Source organism: Halalkalibaculum sp. DA384 (assembly GCF_043951955.1).
Classification (GTDB): Bacteria; Bacteroidota; Rhodothermia; order Balneolales; family Balneolaceae; genus JAMQKA01.
The window spans coordinates 44,764-61,052 of sequence record NZ_JBINJE010000008.1 but is presented as its reverse complement, the minus strand read 5'-3'; the positions used below and the strand labels follow the sequence as shown (position 1 = coordinate 61,052).

The 16,289-nt window shown below is 51.4% G+C and carries 14 protein-coding genes; 6 read left to right on the top strand and 8 right to left on the bottom strand.

Annotated elements, in window-relative coordinates:
- Nucleotides 1-54: 54 nt before the first annotated feature.
- The 4 genes from ACG2E4_RS06775 to dnaX form a co-directional block, all read right to left on the bottom strand.
- The gene (locus ACG2E4_RS06775; protein WP_395276081.1) at nt 55-1,956 is read right to left on the bottom strand and encodes a M1 family metallopeptidase; all 1,902 of its coding nucleotides are present in this window, start codon (nt 1,954-1,956) and stop codon (nt 55-57) included.
- A 121-nt stretch (nt 1,957-2,077) separates the two neighbouring features.
- The gene (recR, locus tag ACG2E4_RS06770) at nt 2,078-2,686 is read right to left on the bottom strand and encodes a recombination mediator RecR (RefSeq protein WP_395276080.1); all 609 of its coding nucleotides are present in this window, start codon (nt 2,684-2,686) and stop codon (nt 2,078-2,080) included.
- Between the two features lie 80 nt (nt 2,687-2,766).
- Nucleotides 2,767-3,111: a YbaB/EbfC family nucleoid-associated protein gene (locus tag ACG2E4_RS06765; protein ID WP_395260151.1), complete on the bottom strand. Its 345-nt coding sequence runs from the start codon at nt 3,109-3,111 to the stop codon at nt 2,767-2,769.
- Nucleotides 3,112-3,290: 179 nt separating this feature from the next.
- On the bottom strand, nt 3,291-5,234 hold the full coding sequence (gene dnaX, locus ACG2E4_RS06760; RefSeq protein ID WP_395276079.1) for a DNA polymerase III subunit gamma/tau: 1,944 nt from the start codon (nt 5,232-5,234) through the stop codon (nt 3,291-3,293).
- A 331-nt stretch (nt 5,235-5,565) separates the two neighbouring features.
- Here dnaX and ACG2E4_RS06755 point away from each other — a divergent pair, with 331 nt between their 5' ends.
- The 4 genes from ACG2E4_RS06755 (at nt 5,566) to ACG2E4_RS06740 (ending at nt 10,754) form a co-directional block, all read left to right on the top strand.
- The gene (locus tag ACG2E4_RS06755) at nt 5,566-6,231 is read left to right on the top strand and encodes a hemolysin III family protein (RefSeq protein WP_395276078.1); all 666 of its coding nucleotides are present in this window, start codon (nt 5,566-5,568) and stop codon (nt 6,229-6,231) included.
- Nucleotides 6,232-6,303: 72 nt separating this feature from the next.
- The gene (locus tag ACG2E4_RS06750) at nt 6,304-9,195 is read left to right on the top strand and encodes a TolB family protein (protein WP_395276077.1); all 2,892 of its coding nucleotides are present in this window, start codon (nt 6,304-6,306) and stop codon (nt 9,193-9,195) included.
- A gap of 46 nt (nt 9,196-9,241) precedes the next feature.
- Complete coding sequence (locus ACG2E4_RS06745; protein ID WP_395260158.1) at nt 9,242-9,820, top strand: DUF2911 domain-containing protein; 579 nt, start codon at nt 9,242-9,244, stop codon at nt 9,818-9,820.
- 244 nt (nt 9,821-10,064) lie between these two features.
- Nucleotides 10,065-10,754 carry an OmpA family protein gene (locus ACG2E4_RS06740; RefSeq protein ID WP_395260160.1) on the top strand — a complete coding sequence of 230 codons (690 nt, stop codon included), beginning with the start codon at nt 10,065-10,067 and terminating at the stop codon, nt 10,752-10,754.
- Nucleotides 10,755-10,785: 31 nt separating this feature from the next.
- On the opposite strand, the gene ACG2E4_RS06735 is transcribed toward ACG2E4_RS06740, so the two are convergent.
- The 4 genes from ACG2E4_RS06735 to ACG2E4_RS06720 all read right to left on the bottom strand — a co-directional run bounded on the left by ACG2E4_RS06735 (nt 10,786) and on the right by ACG2E4_RS06720 (nt 14,355).
- Complete coding sequence (locus ACG2E4_RS06735) at nt 10,786-12,222, bottom strand: SDR family oxidoreductase (protein ID WP_395276076.1); 1,437 nt, start codon at nt 12,220-12,222, stop codon at nt 10,786-10,788.
- 233 nt (nt 12,223-12,455) lie between these two features.
- On the bottom strand, nt 12,456-12,797 hold the full coding sequence (locus tag ACG2E4_RS06730; protein ID WP_395260163.1) for a hypothetical protein: 342 nt from the start codon (nt 12,795-12,797) through the stop codon (nt 12,456-12,458).
- Between the two features lie 15 nt (nt 12,798-12,812).
- The gene (gene purM, locus ACG2E4_RS06725; RefSeq protein ID WP_395276075.1) at nt 12,813-13,820 is read right to left on the bottom strand and encodes a phosphoribosylformylglycinamidine cyclo-ligase; all 1,008 of its coding nucleotides are present in this window, start codon (nt 13,818-13,820) and stop codon (nt 12,813-12,815) included.
- A 7-nt stretch (nt 13,821-13,827) separates the two neighbouring features.
- Complete coding sequence (locus tag ACG2E4_RS06720) at nt 13,828-14,355, bottom strand: YfiT family bacillithiol transferase (RefSeq protein WP_395276074.1); 528 nt, start codon at nt 14,353-14,355, stop codon at nt 13,828-13,830.
- 462 nt (nt 14,356-14,817) lie between these two features.
- On the opposite strand from ACG2E4_RS06720, the gene dtd reads away from it, so the two are divergent.
- Together dtd and ACG2E4_RS06710 are read left to right on the top strand one after the other, a co-directional pair.
- On the top strand, nt 14,818-15,258 hold the full coding sequence (dtd, locus tag ACG2E4_RS06715; RefSeq protein ID WP_395276073.1) for a D-aminoacyl-tRNA deacylase: 441 nt from the start codon (nt 14,818-14,820) through the stop codon (nt 15,256-15,258).
- An 11-nt stretch (nt 15,259-15,269) separates the two neighbouring features.
- A complete protein-coding gene (locus ACG2E4_RS06710) occupies nt 15,270-16,160 on the top strand; it encodes a hypothetical protein (protein WP_395276072.1) in 891 nt (296 codons plus the stop codon).
- The last annotated feature ends 129 nt before the right edge of the window (nt 16,161-16,289 follow it).

The window sequence follows — 16,289 nt, the reverse complement described above, 5'->3', positions numbered from 1 at the left end:
TCCAACAATATCTCCACCCTGCAGCGGGCCCGGATTCATGCTGAATCCTCACCTTCATTTTGTTTCAAAAACGCGTGTTGCCTCCTCCATCTCAAAGACGTTGTTTTCCCGGTTCACATCTGCCATGCGGCCAGTGGGATCTATAGTAATGCGCGAAATTGATTCAGGCGCTTCCGGAATTCCGAACGTATAGGAGGGATGCACCCACGGCCAGTCTGGCAGCACCGCCCGTTCAATACCCGGAGTTTCGTTGGGCTTTTCGCCCCGCATGATGCGCAGGGGAATGTAAAACTGCTGTTTGCTGCCGTCGGAATATTCCACCAGCACGTCGGTCGGCATCGGCATCAGGTCTTCCCGCTTCAGGGTCACGAACGTAGAGTCGCCTTTCCCTACCACAGTTTCAATCCCGTAGTCAATGGTTTTGGTCGTTTCAATAAAATACTCGTAATACCAGTCGAGCACCATACCCGATTCCTTCTCCATCACCCGCAGGAAATCGCGGCCGGTCGGGTGTTTGAACTTCCAGGTTTCAAAATAGCGCTTCATGCCGCGGTCAAATGCTTCAGGCCCGATCACATACCGCAACTGATTCAGAAATACAGCGCCCTTTGAGTAGGAGGCCACCCCATATGCGCGGTTGGTGACAAAATGATCGGCGTGGGTATCCAGCGCCTCCTCTTCGCCATCTTCCACAATCCGGTAGTAGGAGCCGTAGGCCCCGCTGTGGGGGAAGTCACGTTCCCCGTAAAGGTGCTCCGTGACCAGGGCAGAGGCGTAGGTTGTAAACCCTTCATCCATCCAGGGAAACCGGCTTTCGTTGTTGGCCAGCACGGTGTGATACCACATGTGAACAAGCTCGTGCACTGTAACACCAACCAGGCTCCGCTCTGAGCGGTTGCCGGTAATAAGGGTAGCCATCGGGTACTCCATGCCGCCGTCGCCTCCCTGGATCACGGAAAACTTCTCATACGGATACTTTCCAAAGTGCTTGTTCATAAACTGAAAGCTTTTGACCGTAAATTCCGGCAGACGCTCCCAGTAGGCCTTCAGCGAATCCTGCCGGCTTCCCGAGGATACGTTGGCGGCCACCGGGTCGGTTTGGTAGAAAAAGTGGAGCATTGGTCCGCCGGGTACCTGCGCCGTTGTATGTGTGAAGTCGGGATCGGCACCCCAGGCAAAATCGTGCACGTTATCGGCTTTCCAGTGCCAGGTAAGCTTGTCGGAACCGGGGCGGTTCACCGCGGTGCCCGGATCCTGGTAGCCGTGGCCGATCTGCTGTGGGTTCTGCAGATTTCCGGTGGCCCCCATCACATAGGAGGAATCAATCTTGATTTTAACATCAAAGCTGCCGAAGACACCGTGAAACTCGCGACCCACATACGGGTTGGGGTGCCAGCCTTCGTGGTCGTATTCCGAAATCTTGGGATACCACTGTGTCATCGAAAATTCGACGCCCTCCCTGTTTTTCCAGCCGGAGCGGCGGATCTGCAGTGGCACCTGGCTTTCGAACTCCATCTGAAAAACCGTGCTTGCACCGGGCAGAATTGGCTCATCCAGCTCCACTTCCATTATGGTTCCATCCACCCTGTAATCAACCGACTCCCCGTCCTGGTTGATTGATCGAATCCGATGATAACCAATCTGGTCCTCTGACAGGTGGTAGATACGGTCGCGCACGCGGCTGTCGGGATCTTCAATGGTGCGGGAGCGCTTGTCCATCATGCTGCCGGGCTGAAAAGCGTTAAAATAAAGATGATAAAACACGCGCCGCAGCGTATCGGGAGAATTGTTGTGATACGTCAGTTTCTGGGTTCCCGTGAACTGGTTGTCCGGGGCGTTCATTTCGATCTCCATTTCGTACTCCACCCGTTGTTGCCAGTAGTCGCGCGTCTGGCTGTGTGCGGTAAGCGAGAAACAGAATAGCAGTAGCAGAATCAATCCGTAGCGTAGATTCATAAAATCAGGTATGGTTTGGATTAAGTTCGTGGTTGAAAGGTCTCATACAGAGCCCCAGAAAACCAGATTGATCTTTAAAAAGTTGCCTCTTTACGTCTTTGCAGGAGCCATTATTTTGGGGTTAAAAAGCGTTGCGGCTGGCAAAGGCGCGGCTGAGAGTGGCCTCGTCAATAAATTCCAGCTCGGTACCCATCGGAATGCCGTAGGCGATGCGGGTTACCTTGATCTCATCATACGGTTTTAAAAGCTTGTTGATGTAGTACGAAGTCGCTTCCCCCTCGGAGTCGGGATTCAGTGCAAGGATTACCTCGTCAATGGGATATTCCTCATCATTTACCCGCCTCATCAGCTCTTTTACGCGGATGTCGTCGGGCCCGATATTATCGAGCGGCGAGATGACTCCCCCCAGTACATGGTACATCCCCCGGAACTCGTTGGTTTTTTCAATAAGGTAGACATCCTGTGATTCCTCGACCACGCAGAGCTGCCCATTTTGGCGTTTCGGGTTGCTGCATATTGAGCAGGGATCGCCGTCGCTGATAACTCCGCAGTGTGAGCAGCGGGTAATCGACTGTTTTAGATCGACCAGGGCATCCGCCAGCTGCATCACCGATTCTTCACTCTGTTTTAGCAGGTGGAGGGCGATGCGACGCGCCGATTTCCGGCCTGTTCCCGGCAGCTTGGCCAGCTGCTCAATAGCCCGTTCCAGTATTTCTGAGGTGCCTTGCATATTCTATTGTTAAAAGTTAAACATTACATGGTGCAAGCCAGCGTTAACTTCAGACATTCAACCTGCAGCCTGTAAAAAATTTAGAAACCCAGTTTGGAGAGATCCATCCCGGGAATTCCGCCGCCGGGGATCATATCTTTATAGGTCTCCTGCATCTTTTGCTGGGCCGCTTCTTCTGCTTTTTCAAGCGCCTTGTTGACTCCGGCCACCACCAGGTCTTCCAGCATCTCAGCATCTTCCGGGTCAATTACGGCCTCGTCGAGCTCAATAGCAATAATCTGCCGCTTGCCGTTGGCTTTCACTTTTACCATCCCGCCACCGGCTTCGGCTTCTACCTCTACCTTTGCGAGCTCTTGTTTGGCCTGTTCCATTTTTTCCTGTAACTGGGAAAACTTCCCAAACATATCCGCCATATTTTTATTCATAACAATAGAGATTTTGGTTGTTTGAAATTATTCATGTTAACGTATTTACTTTCTTTTATAACGCCCTCTTCCTCAAGGGGGAGTTTTTAACCTGTGCTGGTCCCAAAGACTTTAGTTCCAGCCCGGAGGAGGAAACCGGGGAGATTAACCTGCTGGGACTACAGTCTTATTCAATCATCCTACCGGTTCAGGTTATAATCGAGTTCGGCTCCGAACAGTTCAACAAGCATCTTTATTTTTGGATCCCGTTCCTGCAGATCCTTAAATCGCTCATAGGGACTTTTGGCCTCTTCTTTGTCCTGCTGCTCATTCTTCTGGACGACACTTTCAAAACGCAGGAAGATGCCGGTTATCGATTCCAGTTTTTTGGCCAGGTCCCGCTTGTTTTCATCCAGAATACGCTTGGCAAAATCGTTTGAACAGCGCAGTGTCAGCTTCCGGTTTTTCAGGGCGATCGGCTCGACACGCTGCATCTGAAAATACAGGGTCTGCGGCACCTGCTCTTTAAGGAGCTTCAGGTACGGGTCCCACTCTTCCCTGACCTCCTCCAACGTAATGTGATCTTTCTTTGGTACCGATGAGCCTGCTGTCGTTTCTGGTTCTCGTTCCTGCTCCTCCGCAGCAACCCCATTTCCATTATTTGCAGTGGCCTTTCCAAACCCCCCCAGCGAGGGTCGCCCGAAAAAGTCGTCGTCCTCTTCAGCGACGGCTACCTCATTTTCCTGGTCGGGTTCCTCCACAGAAGCCTGGCTGCGGGGCCGCTGCCCGGAGCCGGAATCATCGGGAGGGGTTGAAGCCGCCGGCTCGAGTTCCTCTTCCCGGGTTTCCACAGAGTCGGCTACCGGGGATTCGGAATCGTCACCTGATCCGGGCTCGTTCTCTTTTCCCGGAGGATCCCCGACGCCGGTCTTCGTTGGACGGGCAGGCTCAGGGGAGTTCTTTTGGTCAACCGCTGCGGAGCTATCCCCGGGGAGTTCCTGCTGTTTACGCTCCCCTTCTACACGGCTACGCTTTTTTTTTAAGGCATCCAGCTCGTTCAATAGCTGGTTCAATTTTTTTGAGCGCTCCATGTGGACCAGTTTCAGCAGGGTGAGTTCAAACTGGATGTGCGGCTGGTTGGCCTCCTTAATCTTGTACTGGGCTTCACTGACCAGGTGCATCATGCGCAGGAGATCATCTTCGCTGAAGGGATCCGAGGCTTGCCGGTACCGCTTCTTTGTTTCAGCGGACGCCTCCACCAGGTGCATCTGGTCAGAATTTTTTGCCACATACAGGTTCCTGAGATGTTCCAGCAGCCCCACCAAAAATTCCTGGATATCGTGGCCTTCCTGCAGCAACTGGTTAACCAGCTCCAGACCCGCGCTCGCGTCGTGCCGCTCAACCGTTTCCATTAATTGAAACATGCGGTCTGTACTCACCACGTTGAGTGCCCGAAGCAGCTCTTCGTGGTCGATGTCGGTCCCGCAAAAGGCGATCGCCTGGTCCAGCAGCCCGAGCGCGTCGCGCAGGGCGCCGTCCGCCTTTTTGGCGATTACGTGCAACGATTCCAGATCGATTGTAATCCCTTCATCTTCTGCCACCTGCTGCAGCCGATCCACGATCTCGTCCACACTTATCCGCTTGAAGTCGAACCGCTGAACGCGGGAGAGGATGGTGGGCAGCACCTTGTGCGGCTCGGTAGTCGCAAAAATGAAAATGACGTGGTCGGGGGGTTCCTCCAGCGTCTTCAGCAGGGCGTTGAATGCTGACTTGCTGAGCATGTGCACCTCGTCGACGATATAGATCTTGTAGCGGCCGTTTTGCGGCGGAATACGCACACGCTCGCGGAGGTCCCGGATGTCGTCCACCTTGTTGTTGGAGGCCGCATCGATCTCAACAATGTTCAATGTCTGATTCAGGCCCTCCCCATCTACCGAGGCGTCAATTTCATTGACCGTACGCGCCAGCACCCGGGCCATGGTGGTTTTTCCGACCCCGCGCGGACCACAAAACATGTAGGCGTGCGCCAGCCGCTGCTGCTTGATCGCATTTTTAAGGGTATTGCTCACATGTTTTTGCGAGACAATATCATCGAATGTTGTGGGCCGGTACGTTCGGGTTAATGCGCGGTAATTGTCAGACATAACGGTCGTGATTTAAATAAACCTGAATTTTGTAATATAGGTTTCAGGCTCCTTTTTGTACAACTCCAAAAGTACAAAAAGTGAAGGCCAATTTCGCAGAGGCCTGTACAAAATCCACTTGTTGCACGCTCATTGAAAAATATGCCCGAAAATCCCGGACAGCCCCTGCTTTCCTCCCAACATCGTCACTGACTTTATAAGAGCTTTGATCTTGACCAAAAGCCCTGGTTTTTCACCCCCCCTTTATTTCTGATAAACGATTTTACGGCGGGTTGCGTTAACCAGGCGTATCATATTGTCAGTTGTTATCTAAAAACCTGTATATTGCGGCATGCACTTTCTAAAAAAACATATACGAGAACCCATCAACGGATTGACACACGGTGCCGGGGCGCTGCTTTCGGTCGTGGGGTTATTCCTTTTGCTTTATGATACCGCTTTTTTGGGCTCAGCAACCCACGTGGTTGCCTTCTCGATGTTTGGACTCAGCATGGTACTGCTTTATACATCGAGCGCGCTCTACCACAGCCTGCATGTGGGAGAGAGGGCGATCCGGTTCCTGAAAAAACTGGATCACAGTATGATATATGTGCTGATTGCCGGTTCCTACACCCCCATCTGCCTGATTGTGCTGGATGATAGCTGGAAATGGATTGTCTTTGCAGGGATCTGGACTTTTGCCCTGGGCGGAATTCTAAAAAAAATATTCTGGATTGACGCTCCGAAGTGGCTTTCCCTGCTTCTTTACCTGGCCATGGGCTGGCTGGGCGTACTGCTGTTTCCAACGCTGTTCGAGAAGCTTCCCCTGGCGTTCCTGCTCTGGCTGACCGCCGGGGGACTGGCCTACTCCGCGGGCGCCGTCATCTACGGCATTGAAAAACCGAATCCGCTGCCCGGGTGGTTCGGTCACCACGAAATATGGCACCTGTTTGTGATGGGCGGCACCTTTTCCCATTTTTGGGCCTTCTACCAGTATCTCCCGAATTTTACCGGATAAAACCATCGGTGTACAACCAGAGCTTGTTTCCACATTTGGCACCCTCCCCATATTGTTTGTAGTATTGCCTCTATGAAACGCATTGTATTCATTGCCATACTTGCCGGGTTCTGCGCTACTTCTGCTTCTGCCCAATGGTATCCCAACACGTATCGCCCCCCGGGTTTAAACTGGCAGGAACTGCAGACCTCGCATTTCAAGATTGTTTTTCCGGACGGAGAGGACTCGGTGGCTTACCGGACGGCGCGCATCCTGGAACATGAATACCCGGAGGTGCAGCAGCTTGTGGGCGGGCAGCTGTCCGATTTCCCGGTGGTTCTGAACAACTACAATGACCGTTCCAACGGGTTCGTCAGCTCCCTCCACTTCCGATCGGAGATTGAGATACCCCCGATCAAGGGTAAGACGATGAATCCGCGGTCGGGCAACTGGCTGGAGACCGTGGTCCCGCATGAGCTGGTCCACGCCCTTCACTACAATCACCTGGATGGGTTCTGGGCCCGCATCGTCAAGCTGTTTTCCCCGGACGCTGCCCGCTCGATCCAGGGATCCGTTCCCCAGGGAGTGCACGAAGGCATCGCCACCTATTACGAAACTGCCGGCGTTACACCCGGCGGCGGCCGTGGAAACTATCCCTATTTCAGGAACCAGTTCGATGCCGTTTTTTCCAGCTCCGAGCGCTGGTCCCTGGGAGAGATGCTCAGTATCTCCGCCTACAGCCGGCCCTTCGACCGCCATTACATCGGCGGATACCAGTTTACCAGCTGGCTGCAGCGAACCTACGGGGGGGATGCTACGCGCGATGCGATCGACTTTTTCATACGATGGCCATTCCTCGGATACGGCACTGCTCTTCGTCATTCAACCGGTCAGTGGCCCGGCACGCTCTATGATCAGTTTGTGGAGGATCAGGAGAGGGGGGACGAGGCGAACTTCGCCACTTATGATCCGCTGCCGATCCGTTTTGAGGGGGCGGAAATCCGTCGCCCGGCATGGCTCAACGACCACCAGCTGCTTGTCTACGGGAGCTTTTACAACGCCAGCCCGGGATTTTATACCTATTCCCTGGAGGAACGCAGGCTGAAAAACGTGATAAAAATCCGGTCCGTCGGTGATTACAACTACGACCTGTCGAGCGATAAAACACGACTTTTGTTTTCCAGCTACCGCTCAAGCCCGATATACCACAATACGTTTATAATGGATCTTTATGAGGCAGATATCCCCTCTGGTTCAGTGAAGCGGGTTTCTACAAATCTGCGGGCCTTCGCCCCGGTTTACCAGGAGGACGGACTCCTTGCCCTGCAGACCGACCAGGAATCAAATGCACTGGTTATGCTCGACCGCGCTCACTCTGCACTGCAGGTCAACGCTTCACTCCCCCTGCCCGATACAAAGTTTGTAAGTGTAAAGCCGAACCCGTCGGACGCCCGGCAACTGGCCGTTGTGGCCAACCGCCGCGGACTCCAGGGCCTATGGTTAGTGCATGAAGATTCAATCCGGCAGGTGGTAGGGCAGGTCCCGGAAATATCTTTTGAGAAGGGCTCGGTATTTGATCCCGCGTGGCACCCCTCCGGCAACCGCCTGATGTTCAGCAGCGACCATACCGGCACGCTGCAGCTGTATGAATACAATCTTGAAACCCGGACTCTCAGCCGGATCACCAGCGCCACCCACAATGCGATGGAAGGGAGCTACAGTCCCCACGGGGAGCGCATCGCTTTTGTGATTCAGCAGAAAAATGAGCGGCTGCCGGTGATCCTCGAGCGCAGCAATTTCGCTGGCCAACCTGTCCCTGCCAGCCGGTGGAGTCCCTCTGATAAAAAAGAACGTCTGATGGCCCGTAAAGAGCTTGGATCAGACCTGGAAGAAAAAACAGCGTCCTGGCAGGTGACTTCATACCAGCCGGGCGGGAAATGGATCCGGCCACGCACCATCATGCCAACGGTGAGCGAGATTTCAAATTCCGGCACCTACGAGGCGGGACTCAGTTTCCACAGCAACGATCTGCTCCAGCGCAATGCCTACCAGCTGGATCTGTCTCACGTCCAGCGGCGGTTATGGTACGATCTGACATACAGACATACCGGTTTTTTCCCGGGGATGGAGCTAAACGCGTTCAGCACTCCCTCATTCAATACCATTATGGTTGAAAATCAAACCGGTAACGAGGAACCCCTTCAATTTTTACGCCAGGATGTGGGTGCTTCAGCGGGCATTCCCACGCGGGTGATCCTGGAAAACAACGTCCGGTTCTCTTCAGTGGCCGTTACGCCTTCGGTAACAGTCAGGGGCACCCGGTTTTTTGAACTGGACCACAACGGGGAGCCCGCCTCAAATTACGCCCATTCTGCCGGTGTCAACCTGTCCAGCTCTCTTGCCTACCGGGTTCAGCAGAATATCCGTGACCTGCAGCCCAACAGTGGCCTGGTCTTCTATTCGGAGCTGGAGCATTTTTTTGGTGGTGGATCCGCCTCTCTCGAGACTGCAGACTACCAACAGCTTATCGATTTCTCTAACGCCACGGCCTGGCACTCCAGCCTTTTCTTTTATACCGCTCCGCTAAAACACCTGAACCAATCCCTTCGCGTCGGTATCGAGGCCATGACGCAGACCGCCCCGGTATTTGACAATCAGCGACTGGTCTCCAATGGATTTTCCGAACCTGTTTTTGCGGCTGCGAAACACCTGCTGAGTGTTAATACCCGGTACACGATCCCCTTATTCTATCCAGATGCGGGCGGATTTTTCTTTCCCGCCTACCTCAGCAACCTGTACCTGGTCGGGTTTTCTGATACCGTCGCAGATGTCGAGCATTACGGGCTGGGTAGTGCTTCCCGCACGGTGCTCGGCCTCGGGCTGCGCACCCGGTTTCGAATTTCCAACCTGACGTTTGACCTCGGGGTGGCGGTCGGTTACGAGCCCGCGCGAAATCACGTTACCCCGTTTGCGGGGAACTTTTAGCCCCCTTTTCCTGATTGTGGTAATTCATTTAACCTCCAAAGTTATTATGAAAAAATCATCTGTCGCTTTCGCTTTTACTTTCCTGTTTCTGATATCTGTTTCCTGCCAGGAGGAACCTGCGCAAACAGACACCGATCGGCGGAAAAGTCCCATTGCCATCGCCAAGGTAGATCACAACAATACCTACATCAAGATTGTCTACGGTCAGCCGTATAAGCGCGGCCGCACCATTTTTGGGGATCTCGTTCCCTACAACGAGGTTTGGCGTACCGGGGCCAATGAGGCAACCGAGCTGACAACCACCCGCGATATTGTGCTGGCGGATAAAAAAGTAGAAGCCGGTACCTATGCGCTTTTCACCATCCCTGGAAAAGAGCAATGGACCCTAATTCTCAATGGTGAGCTGGGGCAGTGGGGCGCATTCGACTATAATGCTGAATACGACATACTGCGGGTTGATGTAAATTCAGAACAGGTGGAAGATGCCGCCGAAGCGTTCTCCATCCAGTTTGGAGAGGTTCAAAATGATTCCACCTCCATCACCATCAGGTGGGACAGAACCCGGGTTAATATTCCGGTAGCGTTCCTGAACCAGGACCATTCTACTGGCAATGCTGCCAGTTAAATTTGTTGGCTATAGCTATATTTCTTTTCCATATTAGAAATACAGCTAAACCGTTTCCTTTTCGCATGGTTCTTTTCACTCATTCTAACCTCCTGAATGTCTTTCCGTCTCCTGATCTGAATTCCCCTTCCTGTCCGAAAATATTAAGGAGCCCGGTAACCGGGATTTCTTCAGAAGGGAACATTTTTCTGCAGGTCCCATCTAACACGTTTAACCACCAACAATCCAACAAATTATTTCATTTATGAAAAGGACTAAAAAGGCTACTGCTCTTTTTCTTTCTATTTCGATGTTGTGTATGGTCATCACCGGCTGTCAGAACTGGAGTAAAACCGCAAAAGGCGGTACAATCGGGGCCGGGGCCGGTGGACTGGCTGGCGCTATTATCGGGAAGGCGACTGGCAACACTGTCAAGGGAGCGATCATAGGAGCTGCCGTGGGCGGGGCAGCGGGGGCCGCTATAGGCAATTACATGGACCGGCAGGCCCGGGAAATGCGCGAGGATCTCAGCAATGCCACCATTGAACGGGTGGGAGAGGGCATTAAAATCACGTTCGATTCAGGCATTCTCTTTGATGTGGATTCACACGCCCTTCGTGATGAGTCGCGATCCAACCTGGAAGATCTTTCAGAGATCCTCCAAAAGTATGAGGACACCAATATTCTCTTTGCGGGCCATACCGACAATACCGGACCTGACGGGTATAACCAGCAGCTTTCTGAAGAACGGGCAAAGTCGGTCGCCAGCTACAGCTCGTTCCTGGGGGTGGAGAGCGATCGGATGACCATCATCGGGTATGGCGAGGAGCAACCGATCGCCGACAACAGCACAGCCACTGGCAGACAGCAAAATCGCCGGGTGGAAATAGCGATCTATGCCAATGATGAACTGAAAAGGGCAGCTCGAAGGGGAGATCTCGGCGAAGTTGAATAGTGGAATTTATTTATTTTAAAAAATATAGCATTTACGTTGTTGATTCGGGCTTTTCCGTTATTTTGTCAATCATTCCTTTGAAAATAAATGCGTGGAAAGGCAGCAGGGCATACCAGTATAGTCGGCCCCATACCCCCAATGGGCGAAATGTGGCCACTTGATACAGGGTATTGCCCGCTATTCTGAATTCGAGCCACGCTTCGCCGGGCAGCTTCATCTCGGCATAGAGCAAGAGCCGTTTTTCTTCTTTATCAGCGTACAGAACACGCCAGAAATCCAGCGAATCACCGGCCGTAATTTCTGTATTGCTTTTGCGACCGCGCCGCAATCCCACACCCCCAACCAGCTTGTCGAGAAAGCCCCTGACCTCCCACAGCCAGTTTCCGTAATACCAGCCGGTTTTTCCGCCAATGGACCAAACTCTATCAAGAATGTGTTGTTCATCCTCAACATGCCGGGATCGCTCATCTTTAAAACAGCCGTAAGTTGGAACTTCAATCAGGTTGGAAATCCCTTCGGCCAGCAGGTTACTGGACTGGGCATCGGTCCAGCTGGAGAGTACCTCCTGCTGCTCCACCTTGTCAAAGGCCATGCGAATTGCCTTTTCGTAGGGAATCAACGCTATCTCCAGGAGCTTGTCCAGATTATTTTCGTCACACACCACTTCCACCTTCATGCTATTTACCAGGTTTACCGCCAGCTGGTAGGAGGTGGAGGTTACAAAGTAGAGCCAGTAGGAGGAGAGCCGCGGCGTCATCACCGGAACCGTTATGATAGTTCGTTTAAGATTACGCACCTCTGCAAATTTCAGCAGCATTTCCCGGTAGGTAAGTACTTGCGGGCCGCCGATATCGTAGGTTTTATTATACGTTTCTTCCCGGCCCAGCACACCACTGAGGAATTCTATCACATTACGGATAGCGATCGGTTGCGTGCGGGTATTCAGCCATTTTGGGGCGATCATTACCGGCAGTTTTTCCACCAGGTCCCGGATAATTTCAAATGACGCACTTCCTGATCCCACAATGATTCCGGCCCGAAGCGTAGTCAAGGCATAAGAAGGTGAAGCCAGTATATCTTCCACCTGTTTGCGGGAGCGCAGGTGCTTGGAGAGCTCTTTACTGTTTACGATACCGCCCAGGTATATGACCTGTTGAACATCAGTCTGCCGAAGTCGATCTCTAAAATTTTGTGCGCTCTTCTTTTCGAGTTCCTCAAAATCGTCACCGGCCGCCGACATGGAATGGATCAGGTAGTAGGCAGCATCAATATCTTTTGGGATCGCATTCAGCGTATCAGGTTTCAGGAAGTCAAGCTCCACCACCTCCAGCTGATCCTGTGAATATTTTGAGGTATCGAACCGCTGTTTATCCCGAACGCAACATACCACCACATGTCCCTTATCCAGTAAAACCGGGAGTAGCCGCTTGCCGATGTAACCTGTGGCGCCGGTGAGTAGTATCTTCATCTGTCATGGGTAAAAGGTGAATACTGCCGCCGTTGAACCAGGGAGCAGGTAGATTTTTTTCAGTTATCATTCGGGTATTCCCCATTCTTTCACTCACAGGGGACTTTCGAACGTCCTCAATTCCTCGTTTGGAAGGAGTTGTACTCCCGTTAAAAGATCATCAAGATCGGTGATACAACCTCTCCCAACAAAATAGCAAATTATGGAAAGGGTCTTTACACAGAATCAAGGAATTACTCAACGTGCTTAAGCAACTTTTCGGGTACCTCCAGCTGCATTCGCAGCAGGGTAGAGGCGTGGGTTTTGCCCTGGGCGTCAAGTTTCAGCGATACCGTTCCCCCGCCTCCCAGGCTGTCGTGCAGAACAAAGTTCAGCGCCCCGATATTCGGCATCTCATACCGTTCAACCCTGCCTTTACAGATATGCTTCATATGCTCCTTCACAATATCCGCCGTGAGTTGCTCTTCAAGGAACGGATAGATCTCCGGGTGCCGTGCGATGATCCCCACATTGCTGGTATTTCCTTTATCGCCGCTGCGGCCGTGTGCTATCTTCAGAAGGTGCACTTTAGGCATGTCACATCTTGTTTTTTACTTGACGGATCCAAGTTCATGTATCGGCTCATCCTGTTTTTCTGCCCACGCCTTCACTTCCTGCACGGCATCCGGGCGTACAACTGCAATCAGACCTATCCCCAGGTTAAAGGTCGCCCGCATGTCCTCTTCCGGCACGTTGCCGAGCTCCTGTATCAGTTCGAAAATAGCAGGGCGATCCCAGGCCTCCCAGTCGATATCCAGCGAGCGGTCCGCCGGCAGAATCCGCCTGGTATTGCCCACAATTCCCCCGCCGGTGATGTGGGAGAACCCGTGTACGCCTTCAATGTTCTTTAATTTCGATATATGAGACAGGTAAGAACGGTGAACTGCGAGCATGGCGTCACCGACGGTGGTACCGAGCTGCTCAACCTTGTCACTCACATCATATTCTGAAAATAGCACCTTCCGGGCCAGCGAGTAGCCGTTGGTATGGAGTCCGCTGCTTTCAAAACCGAGCAACCGGTCGCCTTCGCGGATCTGTTCTCCATTAATAATTTTTTCACGATCTACTATACCAACGATGGTACCGGCCAGATCGAATTCGCCTTCACTGTAGATATCGGGCATCTCGGCTGTCTCACCGCCGATCAGGGCCACACCGTTTTCCTTGCAGGCTCTGGCAAATCCCTTGACTACCTCATATCCCACGGTCTGCTTCAGTTTCCCGGTTGAAAAATAATCCAAAAAGAAGAGTGGCTGGGCTCCACATACGGCAATGTCATTCACGCAGTGGTTCACCAGGTCCTGGCCCACCGTATCATACCGGCCGGTTTTGAACGCGACAATCAGCTTGGTTCCTACTCCATCTACACTGCTTACAAAGACGGGATCATTGAAATCACCCAAGTTGGGACGAAAGAATCCTCCGAAACCACCAATATCGGTCAGTACAGAGGCGTTGTGGGTCTCGCGGACTATGCCTTTGATGGAGTCGACCATCTGTTCTCCTGCTTCAATATCTACGCCAGAGTCTTTGTAGGTAATACTCTTTTTTTTACTCATAAAAATGTTAATGCCAGTTTTTTCTTTCAATTAGTTGGGTAATATGCGCCAGATGATGGCGACCGTGCCATGCGTAGTGGAAAATATGCTGCCAGAGCGATTGCTTCCCAGATTCCGGATGAATGTATTGAATAAACATCTGCTGTTTGGACAGGCGATGCAGTATAATTTCCCACCGACTGTGAAGGGAGGTAATGAGATCCAGCGAAGTGGAAACCGGGGCCTGGTAGTCTGAGAGGGCGGCCCATTTTTCCTGTTCATAAGGTTTAATCGTGGGAAGGTCTTCTGTCAGTGCCCATTTGGTTCTGATGAAACCGTTCATGTGACTGTCGGCGATGTGATGAATAACCTGACGGACGGTCCAGCCACCAGGTCGATATGGAGTTTCAAGCTGTGGCCGTGTCAATGGATGAAGCGTTCGTGTAAGTTGCTTTGGAAGATGTTCTATCTCATCTATCCGTTCAGGAATATTTGCTTCCCCATAAGATGCGGGGGACTGCTCGGGCCCGATCGGGTATCTGAGATTTTGTTCCATAAAAAATCTGGAGTGTGGTTAAACGCTTCGGTTCTATTGACTGAGAAAAATATAGAAAGAACGGAGAATCTTTTTAAAAGGTTTTATCCACGTTTTCCTCGCGTTTTATACAAGTATAGTAAAATTTAAATTCTTTGTAGTACATAGTAGAAACTGTGGATAAGTTGAAAAGAAAATCATTAACTACTCTTGACAAAATTGTGGGCCTGATGTGGATAGTAATTGTGGATAACATTTCCCTTTAAAAACAGTGTCTTACGGGTAAGTTCAATACTTATCCACAATTGCCGGTTGCACCTGGAAAGATAAAATTATTTTATTAACACCGGTATTAACGTTGATAACCTGTGGAAAACTTTGTTTAAATGTTGAATGTTGTTGAGAACTTGCACGGAATTTATGGAACTCGATCAAGTGAAAAGTTATCCACAGGGTAATCCACATTAATAAAAGAGGTTTATAATGCGTGTAGTTGTACAGCGCGTGCGTCATGCCAAAGTTGAAGTTGAGGGAAAGGTAACGGGAGCTATCAGTAATGGATTGCTTTTACTGGTGGGAATCCACCGGGATGATACGGTTGAGAAGCTGAAGTGGATCTGCGACAAAATTTTGAAACTCCGCATTTTTGATGACCGAAGTGGAAAAATGAATGATTCGGTGCAAGATATTTCAGGGGAGCTTCTGGTGGTCTCGCAGTTTACGTTGTATGGAGACCCTGAAAAGGGAAACAGGCCCAGTTATATGGAGGCGGCGGGCCCCGGGAAAGCAGAAGAACTCTATGAACAGATGATCCGTTATTTTAAAGAGCATTCTCAATTAAATGTGGAATCCGGAAAGTTTGGCGCTTATATGGATGTAGAGCTGCTGAATGATGGACCGGTGACCATCCTGTTGGACAGGTAAGACAGTATACCATGGCAGTACTTTTTTTATTTATTGACGGAGTTGGACTGGGAGAAACCGCCCCGAAAAATCCTTTTTCAAAAAATAGATATACCGGGTTTGAGGCGATGTCTGGTGGACAGCCGTTTACCAGGGATGCGCATTCTATTTTGTCTGACGGGCACCTTTTTAAAGGCATTGATGCTACGCTTGGGGTGGAGGGGCTCCCCCAAAGCGGAACTGGTCAGGCCACCCTGTTTACCGGCCGGAATGCAGCGCGGGTTGTCGGCCGTCACTTCGGACCATTCCCCCATTCCAAGACAAAGCCGTTGCTCAGGGACTACAGTATCTTTAAAAAGGCCACGGAGAGAGGGAAAAGTTGTGTCTTTATGAATGCGTATCCCGACATTTTTTTTCGACGTTCTGAGCAGAACAATCGATGGAGCTGTACTACCCTGATGACCAAAAGTGCGGGGATACCGCTGCATACCGTGGAGGACCTGAAAAAGGGCAAGGCAATTACAGCAGAAATAACACAACAGGCCTGGCGGGAACAGCTGGCGATAGAGATACCGGAAATAGATCCCGGGGAGGCGGCTGAACGGATGCTTAACCAGGCCCGCAGCCATGATATTGTACTTTACGAATATTACCTGACCGACAAGGCGGGACATACCCAGAGTGAAGCGGAGGCCGGCAAGGTGATTAGCCGGTTTAGTGCGTTCCTGGAATACCTGATTCGGAACAGGAACGATGAAGATACCCTGTTGCTAAGCAGTGATCATGGCAATATTGAGGACCTTTCAACCAAAACGCATACGTTTAACGAGGTGCCGCTGTTTGCAGAAGGGCCGGCCGCCGGAGCATTCAGGGATGTTGTCAGTATCCGGGATATTGCACCCGTTATTCTGCAGGTGGTTTAACAGTTGCTGCTGCCGGGATCTGGGTGGGGATATGGAAAATGGGCACCAAAACTTTTTTGAGGAGCCTTAAAAAGAATTGTGCTGTATTCCTTAAACCAGCCAATACACGGGGGGGTACTAGTGTTATGA

Bases quoted from the DNA above. Each gene is read 5' to 3' on its own strand.
- ACG2E4_RS06775 (WP_395276081.1), bottom strand. From the start codon at position 1,956: ATGAATCTACGCTACGGATTGATTCTGCTACTGCTATTCTGTTTCTCG.
- recR (WP_395276080.1), bottom strand. From the start codon at position 2,686: ATGCAAGGCACCTCAGAAATACTGGAACGGGCTATTGAGCAGCTGGCC.
- ACG2E4_RS06765 (WP_395260151.1), bottom strand. From the start codon at position 3,111: ATGAATAAAAATATGGCGGATATGTTTGGGAAGTTTTCCCAGTTACAG.
- dnaX (WP_395276079.1), bottom strand. From the start codon at position 5,234: ATGTCTGACAATTACCGCGCATTAACCCGAACGTACCGGCCCACAACA.
- ACG2E4_RS06755 (WP_395276078.1), top strand. From the start codon at position 5,566: ATGCACTTTCTAAAAAAACATATACGAGAACCCATCAACGGATTGACA.
- ACG2E4_RS06750 (WP_395276077.1), top strand. From the start codon at position 6,304: ATGAAACGCATTGTATTCATTGCCATACTTGCCGGGTTCTGCGCTACT.
- ACG2E4_RS06745 (WP_395260158.1), top strand. From the start codon at position 9,242: ATGAAAAAATCATCTGTCGCTTTCGCTTTTACTTTCCTGTTTCTGATA.
- ACG2E4_RS06740 (WP_395260160.1), top strand. From the start codon at position 10,065: ATGAAAAGGACTAAAAAGGCTACTGCTCTTTTTCTTTCTATTTCGATG.
- ACG2E4_RS06735 (WP_395276076.1), bottom strand. From the start codon at position 12,222: ATGAAGATACTACTCACCGGCGCCACAGGTTACATCGGCAAGCGGCTA.
- ACG2E4_RS06730 (WP_395260163.1), bottom strand. From the start codon at position 12,797: ATGCCTAAAGTGCACCTTCTGAAGATAGCACACGGCCGCAGCGGCGAT.
- purM (WP_395276075.1), bottom strand. From the start codon at position 13,820: ATGAGTAAAAAAAAGAGTATTACCTACAAAGACTCTGGCGTAGATATT.
- ACG2E4_RS06720 (WP_395276074.1), bottom strand. From the start codon at position 14,355: ATGGAACAAAATCTCAGATACCCGATCGGGCCCGAGCAGTCCCCCGCA.
- dtd (WP_395276073.1), top strand. From the start codon at position 14,818: ATGCGTGTAGTTGTACAGCGCGTGCGTCATGCCAAAGTTGAAGTTGAG.
- ACG2E4_RS06710 (WP_395276072.1), top strand. From the start codon at position 15,270: ATGGCAGTACTTTTTTTATTTATTGACGGAGTTGGACTGGGAGAAACC.